The organism is Kumtagia ephedrae, assembly GCF_003012745.1.
In the GTDB taxonomy this organism is placed as follows: Bacteria; Pseudomonadota; Alphaproteobacteria; order Rhizobiales; family Rhizobiaceae; genus Kumtagia; species Kumtagia ephedrae.
This window is the reverse complement of the sequence record NZ_PXYK01000006.1, coordinates 50105-70023: the sequence shown is the minus strand read 5'-3', so window position 1 is coordinate 70023 and position 19919 is coordinate 50105. Positions and strand designations below refer to the sequence as shown.

Here is a 19919-nt window from a genome sequence, read left to right as displayed (position 1 = left end):
CCGCCCCTCTGCTTTTCCGGAAGGCCGCGCGTTCCTAAATCCGCCGGATTTGGATCGCTGAGGCAGGTGGCGCGTTTACGCCGCACGCAGGAGACATGGACATGGTCGAGGACAAGGCGCACTGGCCTCCGGTCGACCCTTTCAGCGTCGGGCTGAAGGGGCGCTGCCCGCGCTGCGGCGAAGGCCGTCTGTTCTCCGGCTTCCTGACGGTCGCACCGGCCTGCGGCGTCTGCCGGCTCGACTATTCCTTCGCCGATGCCGGCGACGGTCCGGCCGTCTTCGTCATCCTGATCGTCGGCTTCGTCATCGTCGGCCTGGCGCTGTGGACGGAGGTCTCCTACGGCCCGCCGCTGTGGCTGCATTTCCTGCTGTGGATTCCGCTGACGATAGCGCTAAGTCTCTCGGCGCTGCGTCTCATCAAGGGCATGCTGATTTCGCTGCAGTATCGCAACAAGGCGGCCGAAGGTCGGCTCGACCGGCCGGAGTAGTGTCATGACGGTCGGCCCGGTTCAAGACGACAGGCCGTTCCCGTGGCTGCTGGTGGCCCTGTCGGCGCTGGCCTTCGCCGCCCTGGTCGCGCTGGGCACCTGGCAGGTGGAGCGTCTGCACTGGAAGGAAGGGCTGATCGCCACCATCCACGACCGCATCGCCCAGCCGCCGATCTCGATCGATTCGCTCGAGGCGCGCTATGCCCGCAGCGGCGACGTCGACTACTGGCCGGTGGAGCTGCGCGGTACCTTCCTCAACAGCGGCGAGCGCCATTTCCTGGCGACCCACAAGGGGCAGTCGGGTTTCTATGTCTACACGCCGCTGCGCCTGCCCTACAACCGCTTCGTCTTCGTCAACCGCGGCTTCGTGCCCTATGCGCTGAAGGAGGCGGCCTCGCGGCCGGCGTCGCAGGTCGAGGGCGAGGTGACGGTGAAGGGACTCGGCCGCAATCCGCTGCCGGCAAAGCCGTCGTCCATCGTGCCGGACAACGAGCCCTGGAAGAACGTCTTCTACTGGAAGGACCTCAACGCCATGGCGTGGTCGGCCGATTTGCCGCGCCGCGCCGACGTCCTGCCCTTCTTCATCGATGCCGACGGCACGCCCAATCCGGGCGGCCTGCCGATCGGCGGGGTGACGATGATCGACCTGCCCAACAATCACCTGCAATACGCGCTGACCTGGTACGGGTTGGCGGCGGCGCTGGCCGGCGTCACGGCGCTGTGGCTCTACGGCCGGCGCAAGCGTCCGTGACGATTTGCGTAGCGCATCGCTGGTCGGCAGAAGGTCGCGGCCCTTGACAGGGCAGGGGTCGACCCTTCAAGTCGGCGCCTGAAAGCAACCACCCGCCATGCCAGCCCTACCGATCAAACCACCACTCACCATCCGGCTCTGTCAGCCGCGCGGCTTCTGCGCGGGGGTCGACCGCGCCATCCAGATCGTCGTGCTGGCGCTGAAGAAATATGGCGCCCCGGTCTATGTGCGCCACGAGATCGTGCACAACCGCTACGTGGTCGAGGGCCTGCAGCAGCTCGGCGCGGTGTTCATCGAGGAACTCCACGAAATCCCGGCCGAGCATCGCGACGCGCCGGTGGTGTTCTCGGCCCACGGCGTACCGAAATCGGTGCCGGCCGACGCGGTGGCGCGCAATCTCTTCTATCTCGACGCGACCTGCCCGCTGGTATCCAAGGTGCACAAGCAGGCGATGCGCCACCAGCGGCTCGGCCGCCATGTTCTGCTCATCGGCCATGCCGGCCATCCGGAGGTCATCGGCACGATGGGGCAATTGCCGCCCGGTGCCGTCACGCTGATCGAGACGGAAGCCGACATCGACCGGTTCGAGCCGGAGGATGCGTCGGCCCTCGGCTTCGTCACCCAGACGACGCTGTCGGTCGAGGACACGGCCGGGCTGCTCAAGGCGCTGGAGCAGCGCTTTCCCGACCTCAAGGCACCCGCCGCCGAATCGATCTGCTATGCCACCACCAACCGCCAGGAAGCGGTGAAGGAGGCGGCGCCCGGCGCCGACCTCTTCCTCGTCGTCGGTGCCCCCAATTCGTCCAACTCCAAGCGGCTGGTCGAGGTCGCCGAGCGCGCCGGCGCGAAAATGTCGCTGCTGGTGCAGCGCGCCTCGGAAATCCCGTGGGACGAGATCGGCGCGGTCGCCACCGTCGGCCTGTCGGCCGGAGCCTCGGCGCCGGAGATCATCGTCGGCGAGATCATCGACGCCTTCCGCGAGCGTTTCGACGTCAGGCTCGACCTTGCCGTGACGGCGACCGAGCTGGAGAACTTTCCGGTGATGCGGGCCCTGCGCGACGTCGAGCTGACAGCGGCCGACATGGCCTTCGTGAACGGCGGTAACTGATGGCGGTCTATACCGACGTTTCGGAAGGCGAGCTGGCAGCGTTCCTCCGCAACTACGCGGTCGGCGATCTCCTGTCCTACAAGGGCATCGCCGAGGGTTCCGAGAACTCCAACTACCTGCTCCACACGACCTCCGGCGCCTATATCCTCACCCTCTACGAGAAGCGGGTGGAGCGGCAGGATTTGCCCTTCTTCCTCGGCCTGATGGACCATCTGGCCAGGAAGGGCATCGTCTGCCCGCTGCCGGTGCACCGCAGGGACGGCGCGCTGGTCGGGGAGCTGGCCGGGCGCGCGGCGGCGCTGATCACCTTCCTCGAAGGCATGTGGATGCGCCGCCCGACCGTTGCGCAATGCCGCGAGGTCGGCAGGGCGCTGGCGGCCATGCACATCGCCGGCGCCGATTTCCCGCTGACGCGGCCGAACGCGCTGCAGATCGACGGCTGGCGAAAGCTGTGGGCCGGCGCCCGCGACCGTGCCGACGAGGTCGAGCCCGGCCTTGTCGCCGAGGTCGACCGCGACTTCGCCGAGCTCGAGCGAAACTGGCCCGAAAACCTGCCTTCAGGCATCATTCATGCCGATCTTTTTCCCGATAATGTGTTCTTTCTGGGCGAAAAACTGTCGGGTCTGATCGATTTTTATTTCGCCTGCAACGACTTCTACGCCTACGATCTCGCCACCTGCCTCAACGCCTGGTGCTTCGAGAAGGATCATTCCTACAACCTCACCAAGAGCACGGCGCTGCTCGCCGGCTACCGCTCGGTGCGGCCGCTGGAGCAGGCGGAGGTCGAGGCGCTGCCGCTTCTGGCGCGCGGCTCGGCACTGCGCTTCATGCTGACCAGGCTCTACGACTGGCTGACCATTCCCGACGGCGCCCTGGTGCAGAAGCGCGACCCGCTGGAATTCGTGCGGCGCCTGCGCTTCCACCGCAACATCCGCTCCGCCGCCGAATACGGGTTCTGACATGAAGCAGATCGAGATCTTCACCGACGGCGCCTGCTCGGGCAATCCAGGGCCGGGCGGCTGGGGCGCGATCCTGCGCTTCAACGACACGGTCAGGGAATTGTCGGGCGGCGAGGCGGCCACCACCAACAACCGTATGGAACTGATGGCGGCGATCGAAGGGCTGAACGCGTTGAAGGAGCCCTGCACGGTCGACCTCTATACCGACAGCAACTACGTGCGCGACGGCATCTCCGGCTGGATCCACGGCTGGAAGAAGAACGGCTGGAAGACCGCGTCGAGGCAGCCGGTGAAGAATGCCGAGCTGTGGCAGGCGCTGGACGAGGCGACGCGCCGCCACAAGGTGACGTGGCACTGGGTCAAGGGCCATGCCGGCCATCCGGAGAACGAGCGGGCCGACGAACTCGCCCGCATGGGCATGGCGCCGTTCAAGAAGAAGCCGTCGCGGCCCGCCGATCCGCTGGCCGGCGGCGCGGCCCCGGCGCCGCGAAAGCCGCGGCGCTCGACGCAGAGCTATTGAGGCCGGAGAGTAGGTCCCGCGCTGTCTGCTGTCTTATGTTGGTTTACGAACGCCGGAGGAAGGTTCCAGAGAATTGCCGCATGCTTTCTTAACGCGGCTTACAAAAAGCTTTGATTTACCTTGAATGAATTCTTTCTTTTCCTTGATGGAAGAGAAGTTGTGATGATCGTAGACAGTAGAATATACCAAATCATCGAATGCGCGCAGCGCAGAGTTTTCATCGGTAGATTTCAGATATATATTGAAAATTGGATCGTTATCAACCAATGATTGAGATACGTCCACTACGCATTCGCAATAAGTTGCGTTCTCAGCTTTGTTTATCTGAGAATGTAACTGGGAGCACTTCCGTACGGCGTCGTTTCTGGATTGGTCAGCTGCTGAAGCCAAGCTTCCAGTCAGCAACAGAAATACAGCCGCTATCGCACGCTCCATGCGCCCCCCCCGCTAGTGTGCAGCCCGTCCCCAAGCGAGCTTGCAGCATAGCACTATTTGGCACGCTGTTACCGGATCAGCAACGCCGTGCCGAAAAGGCCGAGGGCGAAGACGGTGTGGGCGACCAGGTTGAGCGCCCGCGCCTGCGTCGGGTTGGGGTGTTTCGAGGCGGCCCAGCCGCCGCCCATGCCGGGCGCCAGCAGGAACCAGCCGGCGCCGACGGTGACGATGCCGAGGATGAAGGCCGGCAGGAAGGTCGGCGCGGCAAGCCAGCCGGACCCGACGAACGCCACCAGGACGATGCCGTAGAGGATGCCGACGGCATAGTGGAACGCCCAGCCAAGCGCCAGCTCGTGCTTGTAGGGCGCCGCCTTGCCGATGTCGTCGTGAAAGACCTTGCCGCCGCCGAGGTGCCAGACCCAGCGGCCGACGAGATCCCATTTCGGCAGGCCGAGGCCGAACAGCCGGTTCAGCAGGATCGCCCATATATCCATCAGGGCGGTGGCGCCGATCCCGATCGCCACGGCGCGCCACAGCATGTCGGCCATCAGAGCTGCTCGAGGATCTTTGCCGCGCCCGACTCGCTGACGCCCGACTGGGTCTCGACATTGAGCTGGGTGACTTTGCCGTCGTCGACGATCATCGAGAAGCGCTTGGAGCGCAGGCCCATGCCGTTGGCGCTGAAATCGGCGTCGAGGCCGATCGCCCTGACGAAGTCGCCGCTGCCGTCGGCCAGGAACAGGATCTTGTCCTCCGCGCCGGAGAAGCGCGCCCATGCGGCCATGACGAACTGGTCGTTGACGGCGACGACCGCGATCGTGTCGACGCCGCGCGACAGGATGGCGTCGCGGTTCTCCAGGTAGCCGGGCAGGTGATTGTTGCTGCAGGTCGGGGTGAAGGCGCCGGGCACGGCGAACAGCACGACCTTCTTGCCCGAGAACACGTCCGCCGTGGTCAGCGTCTTGGCGCCGTCCGCCGTCATGACCTTGAAGCTGGCTTCCGGCAGTTTTTCGCCGACCGTGATCGTCATCCTGTCTCTCCGTCCTCTGGGAAATACCTGGACCGATTACGCGCTAACCGTCGGCTCCGCAATCGGCTCCTTCAGAAATAGGGAAGGATGCCGCTGACGGCGCCGCCCGCGGTCACCAGCGTATAGTGCAGCCCGTCGCCCTCCGGCGGCGTGTCCGGCCGGACGGCGGGGATGGTAAAATAGGTCCGGCCATCCCTCTCGGATTTTTTCGGCTCCTCGAAGGCGTAGCCGTTGTCGGCGGCGACGAAGAGGTCGGCGCCGTCCGCCGATCCGGGAAAAATGGCCTCGACCACGAGATTCTTGCCTTCCATGCCGACCACGCGGACGCCGAAGTCCGGCGTCGCAGGGGCGGGCAGGCCGGCGCGGGCGGAGGAGACCAGCGCCACGTCGTCGGGATTGTCGGGATCGGCGTCGGGGTCGAGCGCCAGCGTCGCCTTGACCGGAACGCAGATGGTTTCGCATATGCCGAGGAAGATGGTGGCGCCGACGGTTGCCGGCAGCGTCGGATCGTCGAGCTGGAAGGTGACGGGAAGCCCAACGGGCCGGCTGTAGCCGGCCCAGGAAAAGGTGCCGTCGTGGTGGCGCTCGGGAGCCGGGAAGTCGAGCGACGCGCCGACGACGTTGCGGCTGGTGGAGATGTCGATCGTCGGCGGCACGCCGGCGGCGCCGGGATCGCGCCAGTAGGTCTTCCAGCCCGGCGACAGCTTTATGTCGAGAACACCCTGCAGCCGGCCCTCGGCATCGGGCCTGCCGCTGGTCACCAGCCGCACGCTTCCGCCCTCCACCTCGATCCACGGGCTCGACGAGGCGAGCGCGCCGCCGCACAGCAGAAACGAAGCGGCGGCCGAGGCCGCCAGTGGGCGGAGCATCTTCATGGCGCGGGTTTGCCGATGCGGCCGGCCATTTGCAATGGCCGGGGTCGTCGCCTCAGGGTCATTTTTACGTGACTCGAATCAGGCCGCCGGCGCTTAGCCTCTGCAAAGCCGTCTTTCAAGCGGGCGAAAAAAACGTTACTTTGGGGCATGGACATCCTGAAGCACAAAGCCTCGGCCAAGCGCGGTTTCCTCGACGGGCATTTCCTGATCGCCATGCCCGGGATGAAGGACGACCGTTTCGCCCGCGCGGTCATCTATGTCTGCGCCCACAGCGAGGAAGGGGCGATGGGGCTCATCATCAACCAGGCCCAGCAGATGCTGTTTCCCGACCTGCTCGTCCAGCTCGGCCTGATGGACGAGCGCGAGGCGATCAGGCTTCCCGATTCCGCCCGCAATTTCGTCGTGCGCAATGGTGGGCCGGTCGATCGCAGCCGCGGCTTCGTGCTGCACACCGGCGACTATCGCGTCGAATCCTCGCTGCCGGTGTCGCAGGACATCTGCCTTACGGCCACCATCGACATATTGCGCGCCATCTCGAAGGGAAGGGGGCCGAGACAGGCGCTGATGGCGCTCGGCTATTCCGGCTGGGGCGCCGGCCAGCTCGAAAGGGAGATTCAGGAGAACGGCTGGCTGACCTGCCCGGCCGGTCCGGATCTTCTGTTCGATGCCGACATGGACCGGAAATACGACCGTGTGATCGCCTCGCTCGGCATCGACCTCGCGCATCTCAGCCCGGTCGCCGGTCACGCCTGAACGGCCGGGTACTGCTCCTTCAGCATCTTCAGCGCCGCATCGGCCGGCATCGGCGCGCCGAACATGTAGCTCTGCACGAACTCGCAGCCCATCTGCCTGAGCTCCAGCGCGTCGCGTTCGTCCGAAATGCCTTCCGCCACCACCGCCATGCCGAGCTCGTGCGCCATGCTGACCATGGACTTCAGCAGCACCGCGCGCTTGGGCGAGGGGTCCTCCAGGAAGCTCTTGTCGATCTTGATCGTGTCGAACGGGAAGCGGGTGAGATAGGAGAGCGACGAATAGCCGGTGCCGAAATCGTCGATCGACAGGCCGATGCCGAGCTTCTTCAGCTTTGCGAGCACATGCGCGCTCTGCTCGGGATTGTCCATCACCAGCGACTCGGTGAGCTCCAGGCGGAAGCAGATCGGCTTGATGTTGGCGCGTGCCACCACCGAGCGCACGTCGCTGACGAGGTCGCGGCGCAGAAGCTGCCGGCTTGACAGATTGACCGAGACCGACAGCGGCGTCTCGCCGATCTGCGTCTGCCAGGACGCCAGATCCTCGGCGGCGCGCTGCATGGCGAACAGGCCGAGCTGGACGATCAGCCCGCTGTTTTCGGCGACCGGGATGAAGTCGGAGGGCGGGATGGCACCGCGGCGCGGATGCTCCCATCTGAGCAGCGCCTCGAAGCCGGCGACGGAACGGTCCTCCAGCCGCACGATCGGCTGGTAGACGAGCGTCAGCTCCTTGCGCTCGACGGCACGGTGCAGGTCGGATTCGAGCTGCAGCCGGTCGGTGCCGACGGAGCGGAAGGCCGGGCGGAACGGCTCGATACGGTCGCCGCCGAAACGCTTCGCCTGCTGCATGGCGAGCTCGGCGTCCTTGACCATGTCGGCGGCGGTGCCTTGTGTCGTCGTCCAAGTGACGAGGCCGACCGAGGCGGTGAGGATGATCTCGCGCTTCGCGAAGTTCACGGGCGTGCGGATCGCCTGCTTGATCGAATCGGCGAAGGCGGCGATGCGCGCCGGATCCTGCTCGGACAGGAGCATGAAGGCGAACTGGTCGCCGGAGAAGCGCGACAGCGCGTCAGCCGGCTTCAGCAGCCTGTGCAGGCGGCGCGCGATGGTCAGCAGGATGGTGTCGCCGGCGGAGATGCCGAGGCCGTCATTGACCTGCTTGAAGCGGTCGATGTCGATGACGAGCACGGTCGGGCGCACCGTCTCCTCGGTCTTGGCGATGGAGATCACCGTTTCCAGCCGGGTCAGGAACAGCTCGCGGTTGGGCAGGCCGGTGAGGTTGTCGTGCACGGCGTCCTGCAGCAGCCGCTCCTCCGACTTCTTCTGCTCGGTGATGTCGACCAGCGTGCCGACGCAGCGAATGACCTCGCCGTCCGATCCCACCACCGGCCGCGCCTTGAGGGCGAACCAGTGATAGTGGCCGTCGGCGCCGCGCAGGCGGAAATGCTGCATCACGCGCCCGCGCCGGTGCTCCAGCACCACGTCGAGCGTGGTGCGGAAGCTGTCGCGGTCGTCGGCGTGCAGCACCGGCAGCCAGGTGCGGGCGGGGCCGCCGAGCGCGTTGGGCGAGAGGCCGAGCGGCAGGCTGACATCGGGGCGCGTCGTCACCCGGTCGCGCAGCACGTCCCAGTCCCAAACGGTGTCGCCGGATCCGGCGACGGCCAGCGCCTGCCGCTCGAGATCGCTGAACAGGCCCTGGTGCAGGGCGCCGCCGGCGAAGGCGTGCTGGATGACGGTGAAGCCGATCAACAGGATGATCAGCACCAGGCCGCCGCCCAGCGCCGGCTGCACGATGTCGTTGTTGAGGACGCCGGTGATCGCCATCCACGACGCCGTCATCCAGGCGAGCACCATGACCCAGCTCGGCACCAGCATGATGGCGCGGTCGTAGCCGCGGAAGCCGAGCATGACGATCAGCCCGAGCCCGACCGCCGCCGTGGCTGCGAAGGAGACGCGCGCCGTGCCGGCCGCGACCGCCGGGTCGACGACGGCGACGCCGGCGATCAGCGCCAGTCCGGCGATCCACAGCAGCGCGCCATAGCTGAAATGGCCGTGCCATCGGTTGAGGTTGAGATAGGCGAACAGGAACACCACGAAGGTGGTCGCCAGCGCCACTTCCGTTCCGGCCCGCCAGATCTGCTGGCTGCCCGGCGTGATCTCGATCACCTCGTTGACGAAGCCGAAATCGACGCAGATATAGGCGAGAACCGCCCAGGAGAGTGCCGCCGTGGCCGGGAACATCGAGGTTCCCTTGACCACGAACAGGATGGTCAGGAACAGCGCCAGCAGGCCGGCGATGCCGATGACGATGCCGCGGTAGAGCGTGTAGGAATTGATGGAGTCCTTGTAGGCGTCGGGCGCCCACAGATAGACCTGCGGCAGGCGCGGCGACGCCAGCTCGGCCACGAAGGTCACCACGGCGCCGGGGTCCAGAGTGACCTGAAAGACGTCGGCGTCCGGGCTGACCTGCCGGTCCAGCGCAAAGCCTTCGCTGGGGGTGATGGCGGCGATGCGGCTCGAGCCGAGATCGGGCCAGAACAGGCCGGAATTCACCAGCCTGAAATGCGGCGCCACGATCAGCTTGTCGATCTGCTGGTCGGTGGTGTTGGCGAGCGCGAAGACGGCCCAGTCGCCCGATGCCGCGTCCTTGGCCTCCACCTCGATGCGCCGCACGATGCCGTCGGGGCCGGGCGCCGTCGAGACCTGGAAGTTCTGGCCCTGGCTGCGATGGATCTCCAGCGCGCCGGAAAGGTCCAGCGCCACGTCGTCGCGCGCGATCTTGATCGGCTCGATGGCATAGCCCGGCGCGACAGCCATCAGGCTGAGCAGCACCGCGCCCAGAAGGGCGATCAGGTATCGGATGGAAAACTGCAACAATCAGTCCTTCAGGGCGGCGCCGCGATCGTCGGCGATCAGGGCGTAGAGATAGTGGTCGTGCCAGATGCCGTTGATCCTGAGATAGGATCGCAGCAGTCCCTCGCGCTGGAATCCGGCTTTTTCAAGCACGCGGATGGATCGTGTGTTGTCGGGAATACAGGCGGCCTCGATGCGGTGCAACCGAAGCGTATCGAAGGCGTAGCCGGCGACAAGGCGCAGCGCCTCGGGCATGTAGCCCTTGCCGGCGTAGCGCTCGCCGATCCAGTAGCCGATCTGGCCGCTCTGCGAGACGCCGTAGCGTACATTGCCTATGGTGATGCCGCCCATCAGCTTGCAGGAGGAGGCCTCGAAGATGAAGAAGCCGACGCCGATGCCCTGGTGGAAGTCCTCGCGGTAGCGGTGGAGCCGCTGGCGCCAGGACGGCCAGTCGAGTTCGTCGCTGGCCCAGCGCGGCTCCCACGGCTCGAGGAAACGGCGGCTTTCGGCGCGCAGCGCCGCCCATTCGCGATAGTCGCCGGAGGCCGGCATGCGCAGGACGACACGTTCACCCTTCAGCGACGGAAAGTCGCGGCGGAAGAAGGGAAGCGCGATCATGCATCAGGACGTCAGACGGCGAGCTTGCGAACCGCGGGGGCGGCGCCGACCAGCGAATCGCGGATCGCCTCGTAGGAGGGCAGGGATCCCACCGGCCCGATGCCCGCCACCGTGGGCAGCGTCGAGAACAGCCGTGCCGACAGGTCGGTCAGCCGCTCCACCGTCAACGCGGAAAGCCGCTCCATCAGCTCTTCCTTGCTGATCGGCCGGCCGAACAGCAGGATCTGCCTGGCGATCTGCGAGGCGCGGCTGGCGGCGCTTTCGGCGGACATGATGAGGCCGGCGCGATACTGGGCGCGCGCGCGGTCGAGCTCGGACTGGTCGATCCGCTCGCCGCTCTTCTGCAACTCCTCGATGATCACCGGCACGAGCCTGGCGATGTCGCCCTGGCCCGTCGCCGCATGCACGCCGAAGATGCCGGTGTCGGAGAAGCCCCAGTGGAACGCGTAGACCGAATAGCAGAGGCCGCGCTTTTCGCGCACCTCCTGGAACAGGCGGGACGACATGCCGCCGCCCAGGATCATCGACAGCACCTGCGAGGCGTAGAAGTCGCGCACGTGATAGGCGCGGCCCTCGAAGCCGAGCACGATCTGCGCATCCATCAGGTCGCGCTCTTCGCGGAAGTCGCCGCCGACATAGTGCGCCGGATGCGGAACGACGCTGCGCGCCTTGGGCCGGAAGCCGCCGAGCTTCTTCTCCACCTCGCGCACGAAGGCGTCGTGTCTCACGTCGCCGGCCGCCACCACCACCATGTCGTCGGCGCCGTACTGCCGCTCCATGAAGGCGTGCAGCTGCCGCGAGGTGAAGGAGCGCACCGTGTCCGGCGTGCCCAGGATCGAGCGGCCGATCGTCTGCTGGCGGTAGGCGGTCTCGGTGAACTTGTCGAAGACGATGTCGTCCGGCGTGTCGAAGGCCGCGCCGATCTCCTGCAGGATGACGTGCTGCTCGCGCTCGAGCTCGTCGGGGTCGAAGGTCGAGTCCTGCAGGATGTCGGCGAGGATGTCGATGGCGAGCGGCACGTCGCCGCCGAGCACGCGGGCATAGAAGGACGTGGTCTCGACGCTTGTCGCGGCGTTGATCTCGCCGCCAACATTCTCGATGTCCGAGGCGATCTGGAAGGCGCTGCGGCCGCTGGTGCCCTTGAAGGCCATGTGCTCGAGCAGGTGGGCCATGCCGTGCTCTTCGTCGCGCTCGTTGCGGGCGCCGGACTTGACCCAGACGCCCAGGGCGACGGTTTCGATGCTGGGAAGGGTTTCGGTCGCGACTGTCAGGCCGTTCGACAGACGGCTTACCTCAACACCCATCAAGATCAAACTCCCTGGCGCGCCGCACGTGCGTGTCGGCTAATGTGATCTTCCACCATTTTCAGGTCGGAGGGAAGTACCGTGTATCTTTCCTCTGCGTCCATCAGGCCCGACAGCCACTCCGGTAGGGCGGGAAACACGCCCGATGCCGCCTTGACGGCATCCGGGAATTTTGCCGGATGGGCGGTGGCGAGCACGATCATCGGGCTCTCCGTCAGCTGTTGCGAGGCGACGTGAACGGCGGTCGCCGTATGCGGATCGAGCAGGTAGCCGCTGGCCTTCAGCGTCCGGCCGATGGTCTGGGCGGTCTCCGCCATGGAGGCGCGGCCGGCGTCGAAATCCCCGCGGATCGCCGAGAGAGTCGGGGTGTCGATGGTGAAGCCGCCGGACTGCTTCAGTCCGTTCATGGAGCGGATTACCGCGCCGCTGTCGCGGCCGGAGGCCTCGAACAGCAGCCGCTCGAAATTCGAGGAGACCTGGATGTCCATCGACGGCGAGGTGGTGGCGACGACGCCGCGCGTCCGGTATTCGCCGGATGAAAGCGTGCGCGCCAGGATGTCGTTGTCGTTGGTGGCGATGACCAGCCGGTCGATGGGCAGGCCCATGCGCTTGGCGGCGTAGCCGGCGAAGATGTCGCCGAAATTGCCGGTCGGCACGGTGAAGGAGACCGGCCGGTCCGGGCTGCCCAGCGAGAGCGCCGAGGAGAAGTAGTAGACGATCTGGGCCATGATGCGCGCCCAGTTGATCGAATTGACGCCGGACAGCGACACGCCATCGCGGAAGCGATGGTCGTTGAACATGTCCTTCACCAGCCCCTGGCAGTCGTCGAAATTGCCCTCGATGGAGAGCGCATGGACGTTGGCGGCCGTGGACGTGGTCATCTGCCGCTGCTGCACCGGCGAGACGCGGCCATGCGGGAAGAGCACGAACATGTCGGTGCGCTCGCGGTCGGCGAAAGCCTCGATGGCCGCGCCGCCGGTGTCGCCGGAGGTCGCCGCGGCGATCGTGGCGCGCTCGCCGCGCTCGGCCAGGATATGGTCCATGAGGCGGCCGAGAAGCTGCATCGCCACGTCCTTGAAGGCGAGCGTCGGGCCGTGGAAGAGTTCCAGCGCGAATGTCCGGCCGTCGAGCTGCACCAGCGGACAGACGGCCTCGTGGCGGAAGCTGGCATAGGCCTCGCGCACGATCCTGCCGAAGGTCGGCCGGTCGATCTCGCCACCGAGAAAGGGCGTGAGCAGCCGGATCGCCAGCTCGGGATAGGAGAGGCCGCGCAGGGCGCGAAGCTCGGCGGGCGACAGTTCCGGCCATGCATCGGGGACATAGAGCCCGCCGTCGCGCGCCAGTCCGGATAGCACCGCATCGGAAAAACCGAGCGTCGGAGCGCTGCCGCGCGTGCTGACATATCTCATCGTCAATGGCTCCCTGCGAGACCGTTCGGATGGCCCGTTTGTGCAAATCGCCGCGCCACCCGTCGCATTTCGGACGCGCCGTTGCTATAGAGCAAACGCTTTGCGGGTGGGAAGAGCGGTATATGGAGTTTCGTTTGGCTAACCGACGTATCGTGCCGGGCCTCATCGTGTCCGGCTTTATTTTCGCCGTCGCGGGCTGCCAGTCCGGCGACGGGGGCAGTCTTCTGGGGAGCTCGGGCGGCGGGGACGCGAAGCCGCCGCAGGGCAAGGTTCTGGAAAGCGAGCTGCGCGGCTATTGCCCGCGCGTCACGCTGCGCGACGGGACGGCCTATTTCAACAGCTACGCCAAGGGCGGCCAGGACGACCCGACGAAGCTGCAATACCAGGCCTCCATCACCGACGTCACGCGCGCCTGCTCGCGCTCCGGCGGCAATCTGACCATCAACGTCGCCGTCGCCGGTCGGGTCGTTCCCGGGCCGGCCGGCGGCTCGGCGAGCGCCACCGTGCCGATCCGCATCGCCGTGGTGCAGGGCGACACCATCCTCTATTCCCAGCTTCACAAGCACCAGGCGGCGAGTGCCGATTCCTCGACCGCCACGCAGTTCATGTTCAACGACCCGAACATCACCATTCCCGAGCCGTCGCAGCAGAACATCCAGATCTTCGCCGGCTTTGACGAGGGACCGCCGAAGAAGAGCGCATCGGCCCAGTAGGAGGATCACCGCCGCCCCGGTCAGGCGTCCGACCATTCCGCCAGCGCGGCGAGGACCCCGCGGAAATCCGACCAGCGGTGGATGACCGTCTCGGCGCCGGCATCGGTCAGCATGTCGGCGTGGCCGGGATAGGTGTGGGCCGCACCCGTGAAGCCGATGACGCGCATGCCGGCAGCCTTGGCGCCGTGGATGCCGTGCACCGAATCCTCGACGACGAAGGTGTTGGCCGGGTCGGCCGCATAGTGCTTTGCCGCGTGCAGGAAGACGTCGGGCGCCGGCTTCGGCCTGCCGCTCGGCGTGCTCAGCGCCGAGAAGACGTCGTCCGCGCCGAACAGATGGTCGAGCCCGGTCTTCTCCAGCATGAAGCGGATCCGCTCGGTGCGCGAATTCGAGCAGATGCATCTTTTCGCCCCGACCGCGGCGACCGCGGCCCGCGCGCCGTCGATCATGCGCACCTCGGCGCGCAGCTTGCGGTCGACCAGCACCTCGGCCTCGCCGATCAGCGAGGCCTGCAGCGGCACATGCGCCTCCTCCTCGATCCTCAGCATGATGTCCTTGAAGGTAAGGCCGGCATAGCGCACGCACATCTCCTCGCCGGTGATCGGAAACCCGGCGCGGGTGAGCAGGTCGGCCTCGACGCGGGCGGCGATGATCTCGGAATCGACGAGCGTTCCGTCGAAGTCGAAAATGACGAGGTCTGGCTGGTTCATGAGCTTCGCGGATCGGGAGGGGAGAGGATGCGGGGTGGGTCGCCGTTTCCCGCGCCGCATACACCATGCGCCGGCAATCGGCAAATTTCGGCGCTGTTGTATCGGATGCGCGAGTGGTTCGTCCGGTCCAGCGAAGATGCTGGTTCGAACAGCAAGGTTGCTTTATTCTTGAGATCAGGAGACTTCAATGGCGAGTACCCAGAAGACTGCGACAGGTCACAGCCTGGACGAGGAGTGCGACTTGATCGATCGACTGATCATCGAACTCGAGCCCCAGGCGTTCGCTCAATTCCTGGCAAGGCTGGATATGCCACCCCAGTCAAACGACCGACTCCGTAGGACGATGCAGACGCCAGCGCCTTGGGACAAGGTTTGACGGCGAGCATTGACCGATCCTCGACTGCTCCCGCTTCATTAAAAATTTACGCGAAACGGTAACCATAACGGCGGGTAAACAGTCACGCGTATTCGGGTAGCAGCATGCAAGCGTCTCTCGCCGTCTCGTCCTTCCAGCCGGCCGAAGCTCCCTGGCTCGACACCATCCTGAAGGGCGACTGCGTCGCCGCGCTCGACAGGCTTCCCGAAAGGAGCGTCGACGCGATCTTCGCCGACCCGCCCTACAATCTCCAGCTCAACGGCGACCTGCATCGCCCCGACCAGTCCAAGGTCGACGCGGTCGATGACGACTGGGATCGCTTCGAGAGTTTTGCCGCCTACGACGCCTTCACCCGCGCCTGGCTGCTCGCGGCCCGCCGGGTGCTGAAGCCCAACGGCACCATCTGGGTGATCGGCTCCTACCACAACATCTTCCGCGTCGGCGCGGCGATGCAGGATCTCGGCTACTGGATCCTGAACGACATCGTCTGGCGCAAGACCAACCCGATGCCGAATTTCCGCGGGCGCCGCTTCCAGAACGCGCACGAGACGATGATCTGGGCTTCGCGCGACGCCGCCGCCAAGGGCTACACCTTCAACTACGACGCGCTGAAGGCAGCCAATGACGACGTGCAGATGCGCTCCGACTGGCTGTTCCCGATCTGCACCGGCGCCGAGCGGCTGAAGGACGACAGCGGCAACAAGCTGCATCCGACGCAGAAGCCGGAGGCGCTGCTGGCGCGCGTCATGATGGCCTCGACCAAGCCCGGCGACGTCGTGCTCGATCCCTTCTTCGGTTCGGGCACGACCGGCGCGGTGGCGAAACGTCTCGGCCGCCATTTCGTCGGCATCGAGCGCGAGCAGGCCTATATCGACGCCGCGCGCGAGCGTATCGATGCCGTGGTGCCGCTGCCCAGCGTCGACCTGTCGCTGCTCACCGGCAAGCGCGCCGAGCCGCGCGTCGCCTTCGTCAGCCTGATCGATGCCGGTATCGTGCGGCCCGGCATGTTCCTCTATGACGCCAGGAAGCGCTGGGTGGCCAAGGTGCGCGCCGACGGCACCATCGCGGCCGGCGACCGCGTCGGCTCGATCCACCGCGTCGGCGCGCAGGTGCAGGAACTCGACGCCTGCAACGGCTGGACCTTCTGGCACTACGAGCGCAATGGCGGGCTGACCGCGATCGACGAGTTGCGCCGCATCGCCCGCCTCGGCATGGAGCGGGCAGGGGCGTAATCGGCGGAACGAACGCCGTCCCGCGTGGTTTTGCCGGCTCCACGGAGGAGCCGGCCATGCCCGATCACGCTACCGCCCACCCGGACAGACGCGTCCGCCACCGCTATGCCGATGTCGGCGGCGTGCGCACCTTCTACCGCGAGGCCGGGCCTATGGGTGCGCCCGTCGTGCTCCTGCCGCACGGCTATCCGTCATCGTCCTTCGAGTTCCGCAACTTCATGCCGGCGCTTGCCGATCGCTGGCGGCTGCTCGCGCCGGACTTTCCCGGCCAGGGCTTCAGCGATACGCCGGACGGATTCGATTACAGCTTCGCCGGCTATACGCGCTTCCTCGGCCAGTTCGTCGAGGAAATGGGCGTCGCCCGCTTCGCCATCTATCTGCACGACTACGGCTCGCAGATCGGCCTGCGCCTGGCGATGGAGGATCCGCGGCGCATCGCGGCGCTGATCATCCAGAACGGCGACATCTACGAGGACGCGCTCGGCCCGAAATACGAGGGCCTGCTCGACCACTTCGCCGAGCCGACGCCGCAAAGCCGGAAGGTGCTGGAGGACGCGGTCAGCGAGCAGGGATTCCGCGAAGAATTCCTCAACGAGGTTACGCGGGAACTGGCTGAGACCATACCGCCGGACCTGTGGAAACTGTCATGGCCGCTGGTGACGCCGACGCGCAAGCAGATAGCCGTCGGCCTGATGGAAGGCCTGAAGGAAAATCTCGACTGGTTTCCCCGCTACCAGGCCTATCTGCGCGAGCACCGGCCGCCGACCCTGATCGTCTGGGGTCCGCATGACGGCTACATGCCGGAAAAATCGGCGCGTGCCTATCTCAGAGACCTGCCCGACGCCGAGCTTCATCTGCTCGACGCCGGGCATTGGCTGCTCGAGACGCATCTGGATGAGGTGGTGGCGCTGGTCCGGGATTTTCTCGGCCGGGTACATGGTTGAACCCGGTGCCGCGAAACGAACGCGGCACGGGGACAACCGGGCGCGTTCACGCGTCGTGGACGTCGACGCGCTCGATCTTGCCTTCGGCGTCGAGGAAAATCGTCTCCTCGCCCTTGCGGACCAGCTTTTCGCCGGTCGTGGCGCTGGTCGCCTCCAGATGCCAGCTTGACCGGGCCGACGTCTCACCGAGCTTCTCGACACGGTCGTCATGCGCGACCTGGTCGGGATGCTCCGAAAAATATCGGCGGAACGCCGCCATGATCGCCGCCTTTCCCTTCAGCGCGCCGACGCCCTTCGACGCATAGCTCGCGTCTTCGGCGAAGAACGCCTCGATCGCGGCATAGTCCAGTGCGTCGATGGCGTCGTGGTAGCGCCGCAGGACGTCGACGGGATCGCTCATGCCTCGATGCGTCTCGCGCCGAGATCCCGGCGCAGCGTCGCGGCATCGGTGAACAGCACCGCCTGCCAGCCGGCGGCGATCGCTCCGTCGACGTTCTTCTGGCTGTCGTCGATGAACAGCGTCCGCGCGGGGTCCAGGCCGAAGCTCGCGGCGTGAAGCTCGTAGATGCCGCGCTCGGGCTTGATCATGCGGACCTCGCCGGAGACGGTGACGCCGCGCGGACGGTCGAGGAAATCGAAGCGTTTGCGCGCCTCGACGAAGGTGTCCGCGGCGAAATTGGTCAGCATCGTCACGTCGTGGCCGGCCTCGATCAGCCCCTCCATGATGCCTACGGTGTCGTCGTAGGCGTGCGGCACCATCTCGTGCCAGCAGCGGCGGAAATTGCGGATGTTTTCCTGATGGGCCGGGTGTTCGGCGATCAGCAGCGCCTCCGCCTCCTCCCACGAGCGGCCGCGGTCCTGCTCGATGTTCCAGTCCGCCGTGCAGACATTGTCGAAGAACCATTTGCGATCAGTCGCATCGGGGATCAGCCGGCTGAACGGCAGGTCGGGATCGTAGTGGACCAGCACCTTGCCGATGTCGAAGACGATGTGACGGATTTCGCTCATATGGTCCCTCGGTTCGCTGTCGTGCGCTGCTTTCTGGTCGCGCCGGGTATCGCGGCCTCGATGGCCTTTTTCATGACGGTTGGCAGCGCCTCGCCGGCAACGTCGCGCGCCGCCACCCAGCGATGGCCGGGCGGGGCCTCGGCCGGCCCGACATCGGCGCGGAAGACGTCGAGGTCGAGTGAAAAATGCGTGAAGACGTGGGCGATCGTGCCGGCGCGGCGCCAGTCGGCGGGAAAAGGCGGATCGTCACGGCCGTTCGGCGCGGCGCGCCCGCCGTCCCAGCCGCTGCTCGGCACTTCGGTCATGCCGCCGAGCAGGCCCTTTTCCGGCCGGGTGCGCATCAGCACCGCGCCGTCGGCGCGCACCGCCACATAGGCGACGCCCCTTCGCTTCGGCCTGTCGGCCTTCGGCGCCTTGAGCGGCAAGAGTTCCGGATCGCCGGAAAGGATCGCCCGGCAATCCGCGCGCAGCGGGCAGAGCATGCAGCGCGGCCGCTTCGGCGTGCAGATCGTCGCGCCGAGATCCATCATCGCCTGCGCGAAATCGCCGGGCCGGTCGGCCGGCACCAGTTCCGCCACGCGTTCCCTGATCTCGGGCTTCGCTTCGGGGAGCGGCGTCCGGATGTCGAACAGCCGCGCCGTCACCCGCTCGACATTGCCGTCGACCACGGCGGCCGGCCGGCCGAAGGCGATCGCCGCGATCGCCGCCGCCGTGTAGGCGCCTATGCCGGGCAGCGCCCGCAGGCCGTCTTCCGTGTCGGGAAAGCCGTCCGGCAACGTGGCGACCAGGTTCGCGCAGGCCTTCAGGTTGCGTGCCCGCGAATAGTAGCCGAGGCCGGCCCAGGCGCGCATGACGTCCTCGGCCGGCGCGGCGGCGAGCGCCTGCACATCCGGCCATTTGGCAAGGAAATCGCGAAAATACGGCTTCACCGCCTCGACTGTCGTCTGCTGCAGCATGATTTCCGACAGCCAGACGTGGTATGGATCGGGACGGACGCCGCGCTTCAGTTCGGCCGGAGGCACCCGCCAGGGCAGGTCGCGATGGTGGGCGTCGTACCAGGCGAGCAGGCGCGCGGCCACGTCCGGCGGGGCGGCGTCGGCGATGATCGATCTGCTGGCGGTTGCCATTTTCACGGGAACGTGGCTTGAGGCTGGCATCGGCTGACTTGGAGGACGACATGGCAGGGAAAAGGCCGTTCGGCAATCCGGTTCCGGTGAGCGATCTCGTGAGCCAGGTGCTCGATCCCGTCATGCGCAAGCGGGCGGGCCTGTCGATCGGGCTGATACAGTCGTGGGAGGAGATCGTCGGTCCGCGCATCGCCGCGAAGTCGCGGCCGGAAAAACTGCAATGGCCGCGCCGCGTCAGCGAGGACGAGGCGTTCCGCCCGGCCGTCCTGGTTGTCGCCTGCGAGGGGCTGGCGGCGCTGCACCTGCAGCATGAGACCGGCGAGGTGATCGGCCGGGTCAATTCCTTCCTCGGCTTCGAGGCGATCGACCGCATCCGCATCGTGCAGAAGCCGGTAGCCGCGCCCGAACGGGCGCTGCGGCGGAAGCCGCGGCCGGTTTCGCCGTCCGAACGCTCCGCGATCGAGGGCAAGGTGCGGCTGATCGAGGATGAGGGCCTGCGCGCCTCGCTGGAGCGGCTCGGCGAGGCCGTGGTGGGCACGCGGCGGCGCTAGGCGCCGGTGCCGCGACCGCGAAAATGGGCCCGCACTCGCATTTTCGTGAAGCTTTGCGGCATGATGCCGCTTGGTTCGCGCCCGGGAATGCCTTATTTCGCGCCAACTCTCGCTTTTTGTTGCATTCCAGCTTCATCATCCTCCCGTCGTTTCAGGTGA

General features: G+C 66.5%; 23 protein-coding genes. 11 read left to right on the top strand and 12 right to left on the bottom strand.

Annotated features, from left to right (window positions below; genetic code table 11):
- Positions 1-101: 101 nt before the first annotated feature.
- The 5 genes from C7I84_RS07795 (at position 102) to rnhA (ending at position 3826) form a co-directional block, all read left to right on the top strand.
- On the top strand, positions 102-488 hold the full coding sequence (locus C7I84_RS07795; protein WP_106771785.1) for a DUF983 domain-containing protein: 387 nt from the start codon (positions 102-104) through the stop codon (positions 486-488).
- A gap of 4 nt (positions 489-492) precedes the next feature.
- Positions 493-1239, top strand: a complete 747-nt coding sequence (locus tag C7I84_RS07790) for an SURF1 family protein (RefSeq protein WP_106771604.1) — start codon at positions 493-495, stop codon at positions 1237-1239.
- A 97-nt stretch (positions 1240-1336) separates the two neighbouring features.
- Positions 1337-2347: a 4-hydroxy-3-methylbut-2-enyl diphosphate reductase gene (gene ispH, locus C7I84_RS07785; protein ID WP_106771603.1), complete on the top strand. Its 1011-nt coding sequence runs from the start codon at positions 1337-1339 to the stop codon at positions 2345-2347.
- Positions 2347-3306 (top strand): homoserine kinase, encoded by a 960-nt coding sequence (locus tag C7I84_RS07780; protein ID WP_106771602.1) that lies wholly within the window; start codon positions 2347-2349, stop codon positions 3304-3306. The genes ispH and C7I84_RS07780 overlap by 1 nt, the downstream gene beginning before the upstream one ends.
- 1 nt (position 3307) lies before the next feature.
- On the top strand, positions 3308-3826 hold the full coding sequence (gene rnhA / locus C7I84_RS07775) for a ribonuclease HI (protein WP_106771601.1): 519 nt from the start codon (positions 3308-3310) through the stop codon (positions 3824-3826).
- Between the two features lie 33 nt (positions 3827-3859).
- Here rnhA and C7I84_RS29650 read toward each other — a convergent pair whose 3' ends face one another.
- The 4 genes from C7I84_RS29650 to C7I84_RS07760 all read right to left on the bottom strand — a co-directional run bounded on the left by C7I84_RS29650 (position 3860) and on the right by C7I84_RS07760 (position 6166).
- Positions 3860-4261: a hypothetical protein gene (locus tag C7I84_RS29650; RefSeq protein WP_133170071.1), complete on the bottom strand. Its 402-nt coding sequence runs from the start codon at positions 4259-4261 to the stop codon at positions 3860-3862.
- A gap of 68 nt (positions 4262-4329) precedes the next feature.
- Entirely contained in the window at positions 4330-4809 is a 480-nt protein-coding gene (locus tag C7I84_RS07770) for a DUF2938 domain-containing protein (RefSeq protein WP_106771600.1), read from the bottom strand.
- Positions 4809-5291 (bottom strand): peroxiredoxin, encoded by a 483-nt coding sequence (locus C7I84_RS07765; RefSeq protein WP_106771599.1) that lies wholly within the window; start codon positions 5289-5291, stop codon positions 4809-4811. The genes C7I84_RS07770 and C7I84_RS07765 overlap by 1 nt, the downstream gene beginning before the upstream one ends.
- 71 nt (positions 5292-5362) lie before the next feature.
- Positions 5363-6166, bottom strand: a complete 804-nt coding sequence (locus C7I84_RS07760) for a protein-disulfide reductase DsbD domain-containing protein (protein WP_165816022.1) — start codon at positions 6164-6166, stop codon at positions 5363-5365.
- 147 nt (positions 6167-6313) lie between these two features.
- Between C7I84_RS07760 and C7I84_RS07755 the strand changes: the two genes are divergently transcribed.
- Positions 6314-6919 carry a YqgE/AlgH family protein gene (locus tag C7I84_RS07755; RefSeq protein ID WP_106771598.1) on the top strand — a complete coding sequence of 202 codons (606 nt, stop codon included), beginning with the start codon at positions 6314-6316 and terminating at the stop codon, positions 6917-6919.
- Here C7I84_RS07755 and C7I84_RS07750 read toward each other — a convergent pair.
- The 4 genes from C7I84_RS07750 to thrC are packed head-to-tail and all read right to left on the bottom strand — an operon-like array spanning position 6910 to position 13099.
- Complete coding sequence (locus C7I84_RS07750; protein WP_165816030.1) at positions 6910-9732, bottom strand: EAL domain-containing protein; 2823 nt, start codon at positions 9730-9732, stop codon at positions 6910-6912. The genes C7I84_RS07755 and C7I84_RS07750 overlap by 10 nt on opposite strands.
- Before the next feature lie 60 nt (positions 9733-9792).
- Positions 9793-10386: a GNAT family N-acetyltransferase gene (locus C7I84_RS07745; protein ID WP_106771596.1), complete on the bottom strand. Its 594-nt coding sequence runs from the start codon at positions 10384-10386 to the stop codon at positions 9793-9795.
- 11 nt (positions 10387-10397) lie between these two features.
- A complete protein-coding gene (locus C7I84_RS07740; protein WP_106771595.1) occupies positions 10398-11690 on the bottom strand; it encodes a M16 family metallopeptidase in 1293 nt (430 codons plus the stop codon).
- Between the two features lie 5 nt (positions 11691-11695).
- On the bottom strand, positions 11696-13099 hold the full coding sequence (gene thrC, locus C7I84_RS07735; protein WP_106771594.1) for a threonine synthase: 1404 nt from the start codon (positions 13097-13099) through the stop codon (positions 11696-11698).
- 134 nt (positions 13100-13233) lie between these two features.
- On the opposite strand from thrC, the gene C7I84_RS07730 reads away from it, so the two are divergent.
- Positions 13234-13812, top strand: coding sequence for a hypothetical protein (locus C7I84_RS07730; protein WP_342587154.1), 579 nt, complete (start codon positions 13234-13236; stop codon positions 13810-13812).
- Between the two features lie 20 nt (positions 13813-13832).
- Here C7I84_RS07730 and C7I84_RS07725 read toward each other — a convergent pair whose 3' ends face one another.
- Positions 13833-14522 carry an HAD family hydrolase gene (locus C7I84_RS07725; protein WP_106771592.1) on the bottom strand — a complete coding sequence of 230 codons (690 nt, stop codon included), beginning with the start codon at positions 14520-14522 and terminating at the stop codon, positions 13833-13835.
- A gap of 187 nt (positions 14523-14709) precedes the next feature.
- Here C7I84_RS07725 and C7I84_RS07720 point away from each other — a divergent pair, with 187 nt between their 5' ends.
- The 3 genes from C7I84_RS07720 to C7I84_RS07710 all read left to right on the top strand — a co-directional run bounded on the left by C7I84_RS07720 (position 14710) and on the right by C7I84_RS07710 (position 17074).
- On the top strand, positions 14710-14898 hold the full coding sequence (locus tag C7I84_RS07720) for a type II toxin-antitoxin system TacA family antitoxin (protein ID WP_106771591.1): 189 nt from the start codon (positions 14710-14712) through the stop codon (positions 14896-14898).
- A gap of 104 nt (positions 14899-15002) precedes the next feature.
- Positions 15003-16130, top strand: coding sequence for a site-specific DNA-methyltransferase (locus tag C7I84_RS07715; protein ID WP_106771590.1), 1128 nt, complete (start codon positions 15003-15005; stop codon positions 16128-16130).
- 56 nt (positions 16131-16186) lie between these two features.
- Entirely contained in the window at positions 16187-17074 is an 888-nt protein-coding gene (locus tag C7I84_RS07710; RefSeq protein ID WP_106771589.1) for an alpha/beta fold hydrolase, read from the top strand.
- A 46-nt stretch (positions 17075-17120) separates the two neighbouring features.
- Here C7I84_RS07710 and C7I84_RS07705 read toward each other — a convergent pair whose 3' ends face one another.
- Genes C7I84_RS07705 through mutY form a run of 3 tightly spaced genes read right to left on the bottom strand, consistent with a single transcriptional unit; the run spans position 17121 to position 19209 of the window.
- Positions 17121-17474: a nuclear transport factor 2 family protein gene (locus C7I84_RS07705; protein WP_106771588.1), complete on the bottom strand. Its 354-nt coding sequence runs from the start codon at positions 17472-17474 to the stop codon at positions 17121-17123.
- Complete coding sequence (locus C7I84_RS07700; protein ID WP_106771587.1) at positions 17471-18082, bottom strand: HAD family hydrolase; 612 nt, start codon at positions 18080-18082, stop codon at positions 17471-17473. The genes C7I84_RS07705 and C7I84_RS07700 overlap by 4 nt, the downstream gene beginning before the upstream one ends.
- Positions 18079-19209, bottom strand: coding sequence for an A/G-specific adenine glycosylase (gene mutY, locus C7I84_RS07695; protein WP_106771586.1), 1131 nt, complete (start codon positions 19207-19209; stop codon positions 18079-18081). The genes C7I84_RS07700 and mutY overlap by 4 nt, the downstream gene beginning before the upstream one ends.
- Positions 19210-19259: 50 nt before the next feature.
- On the opposite strand from mutY, the gene C7I84_RS07690 reads away from it, so the two are divergent.
- Entirely contained in the window at positions 19260-19760 is a 501-nt protein-coding gene (locus tag C7I84_RS07690; RefSeq protein WP_106771585.1) for a DUF721 domain-containing protein, read from the top strand.
- Positions 19761-19919 lie beyond the last annotated feature (159 nt).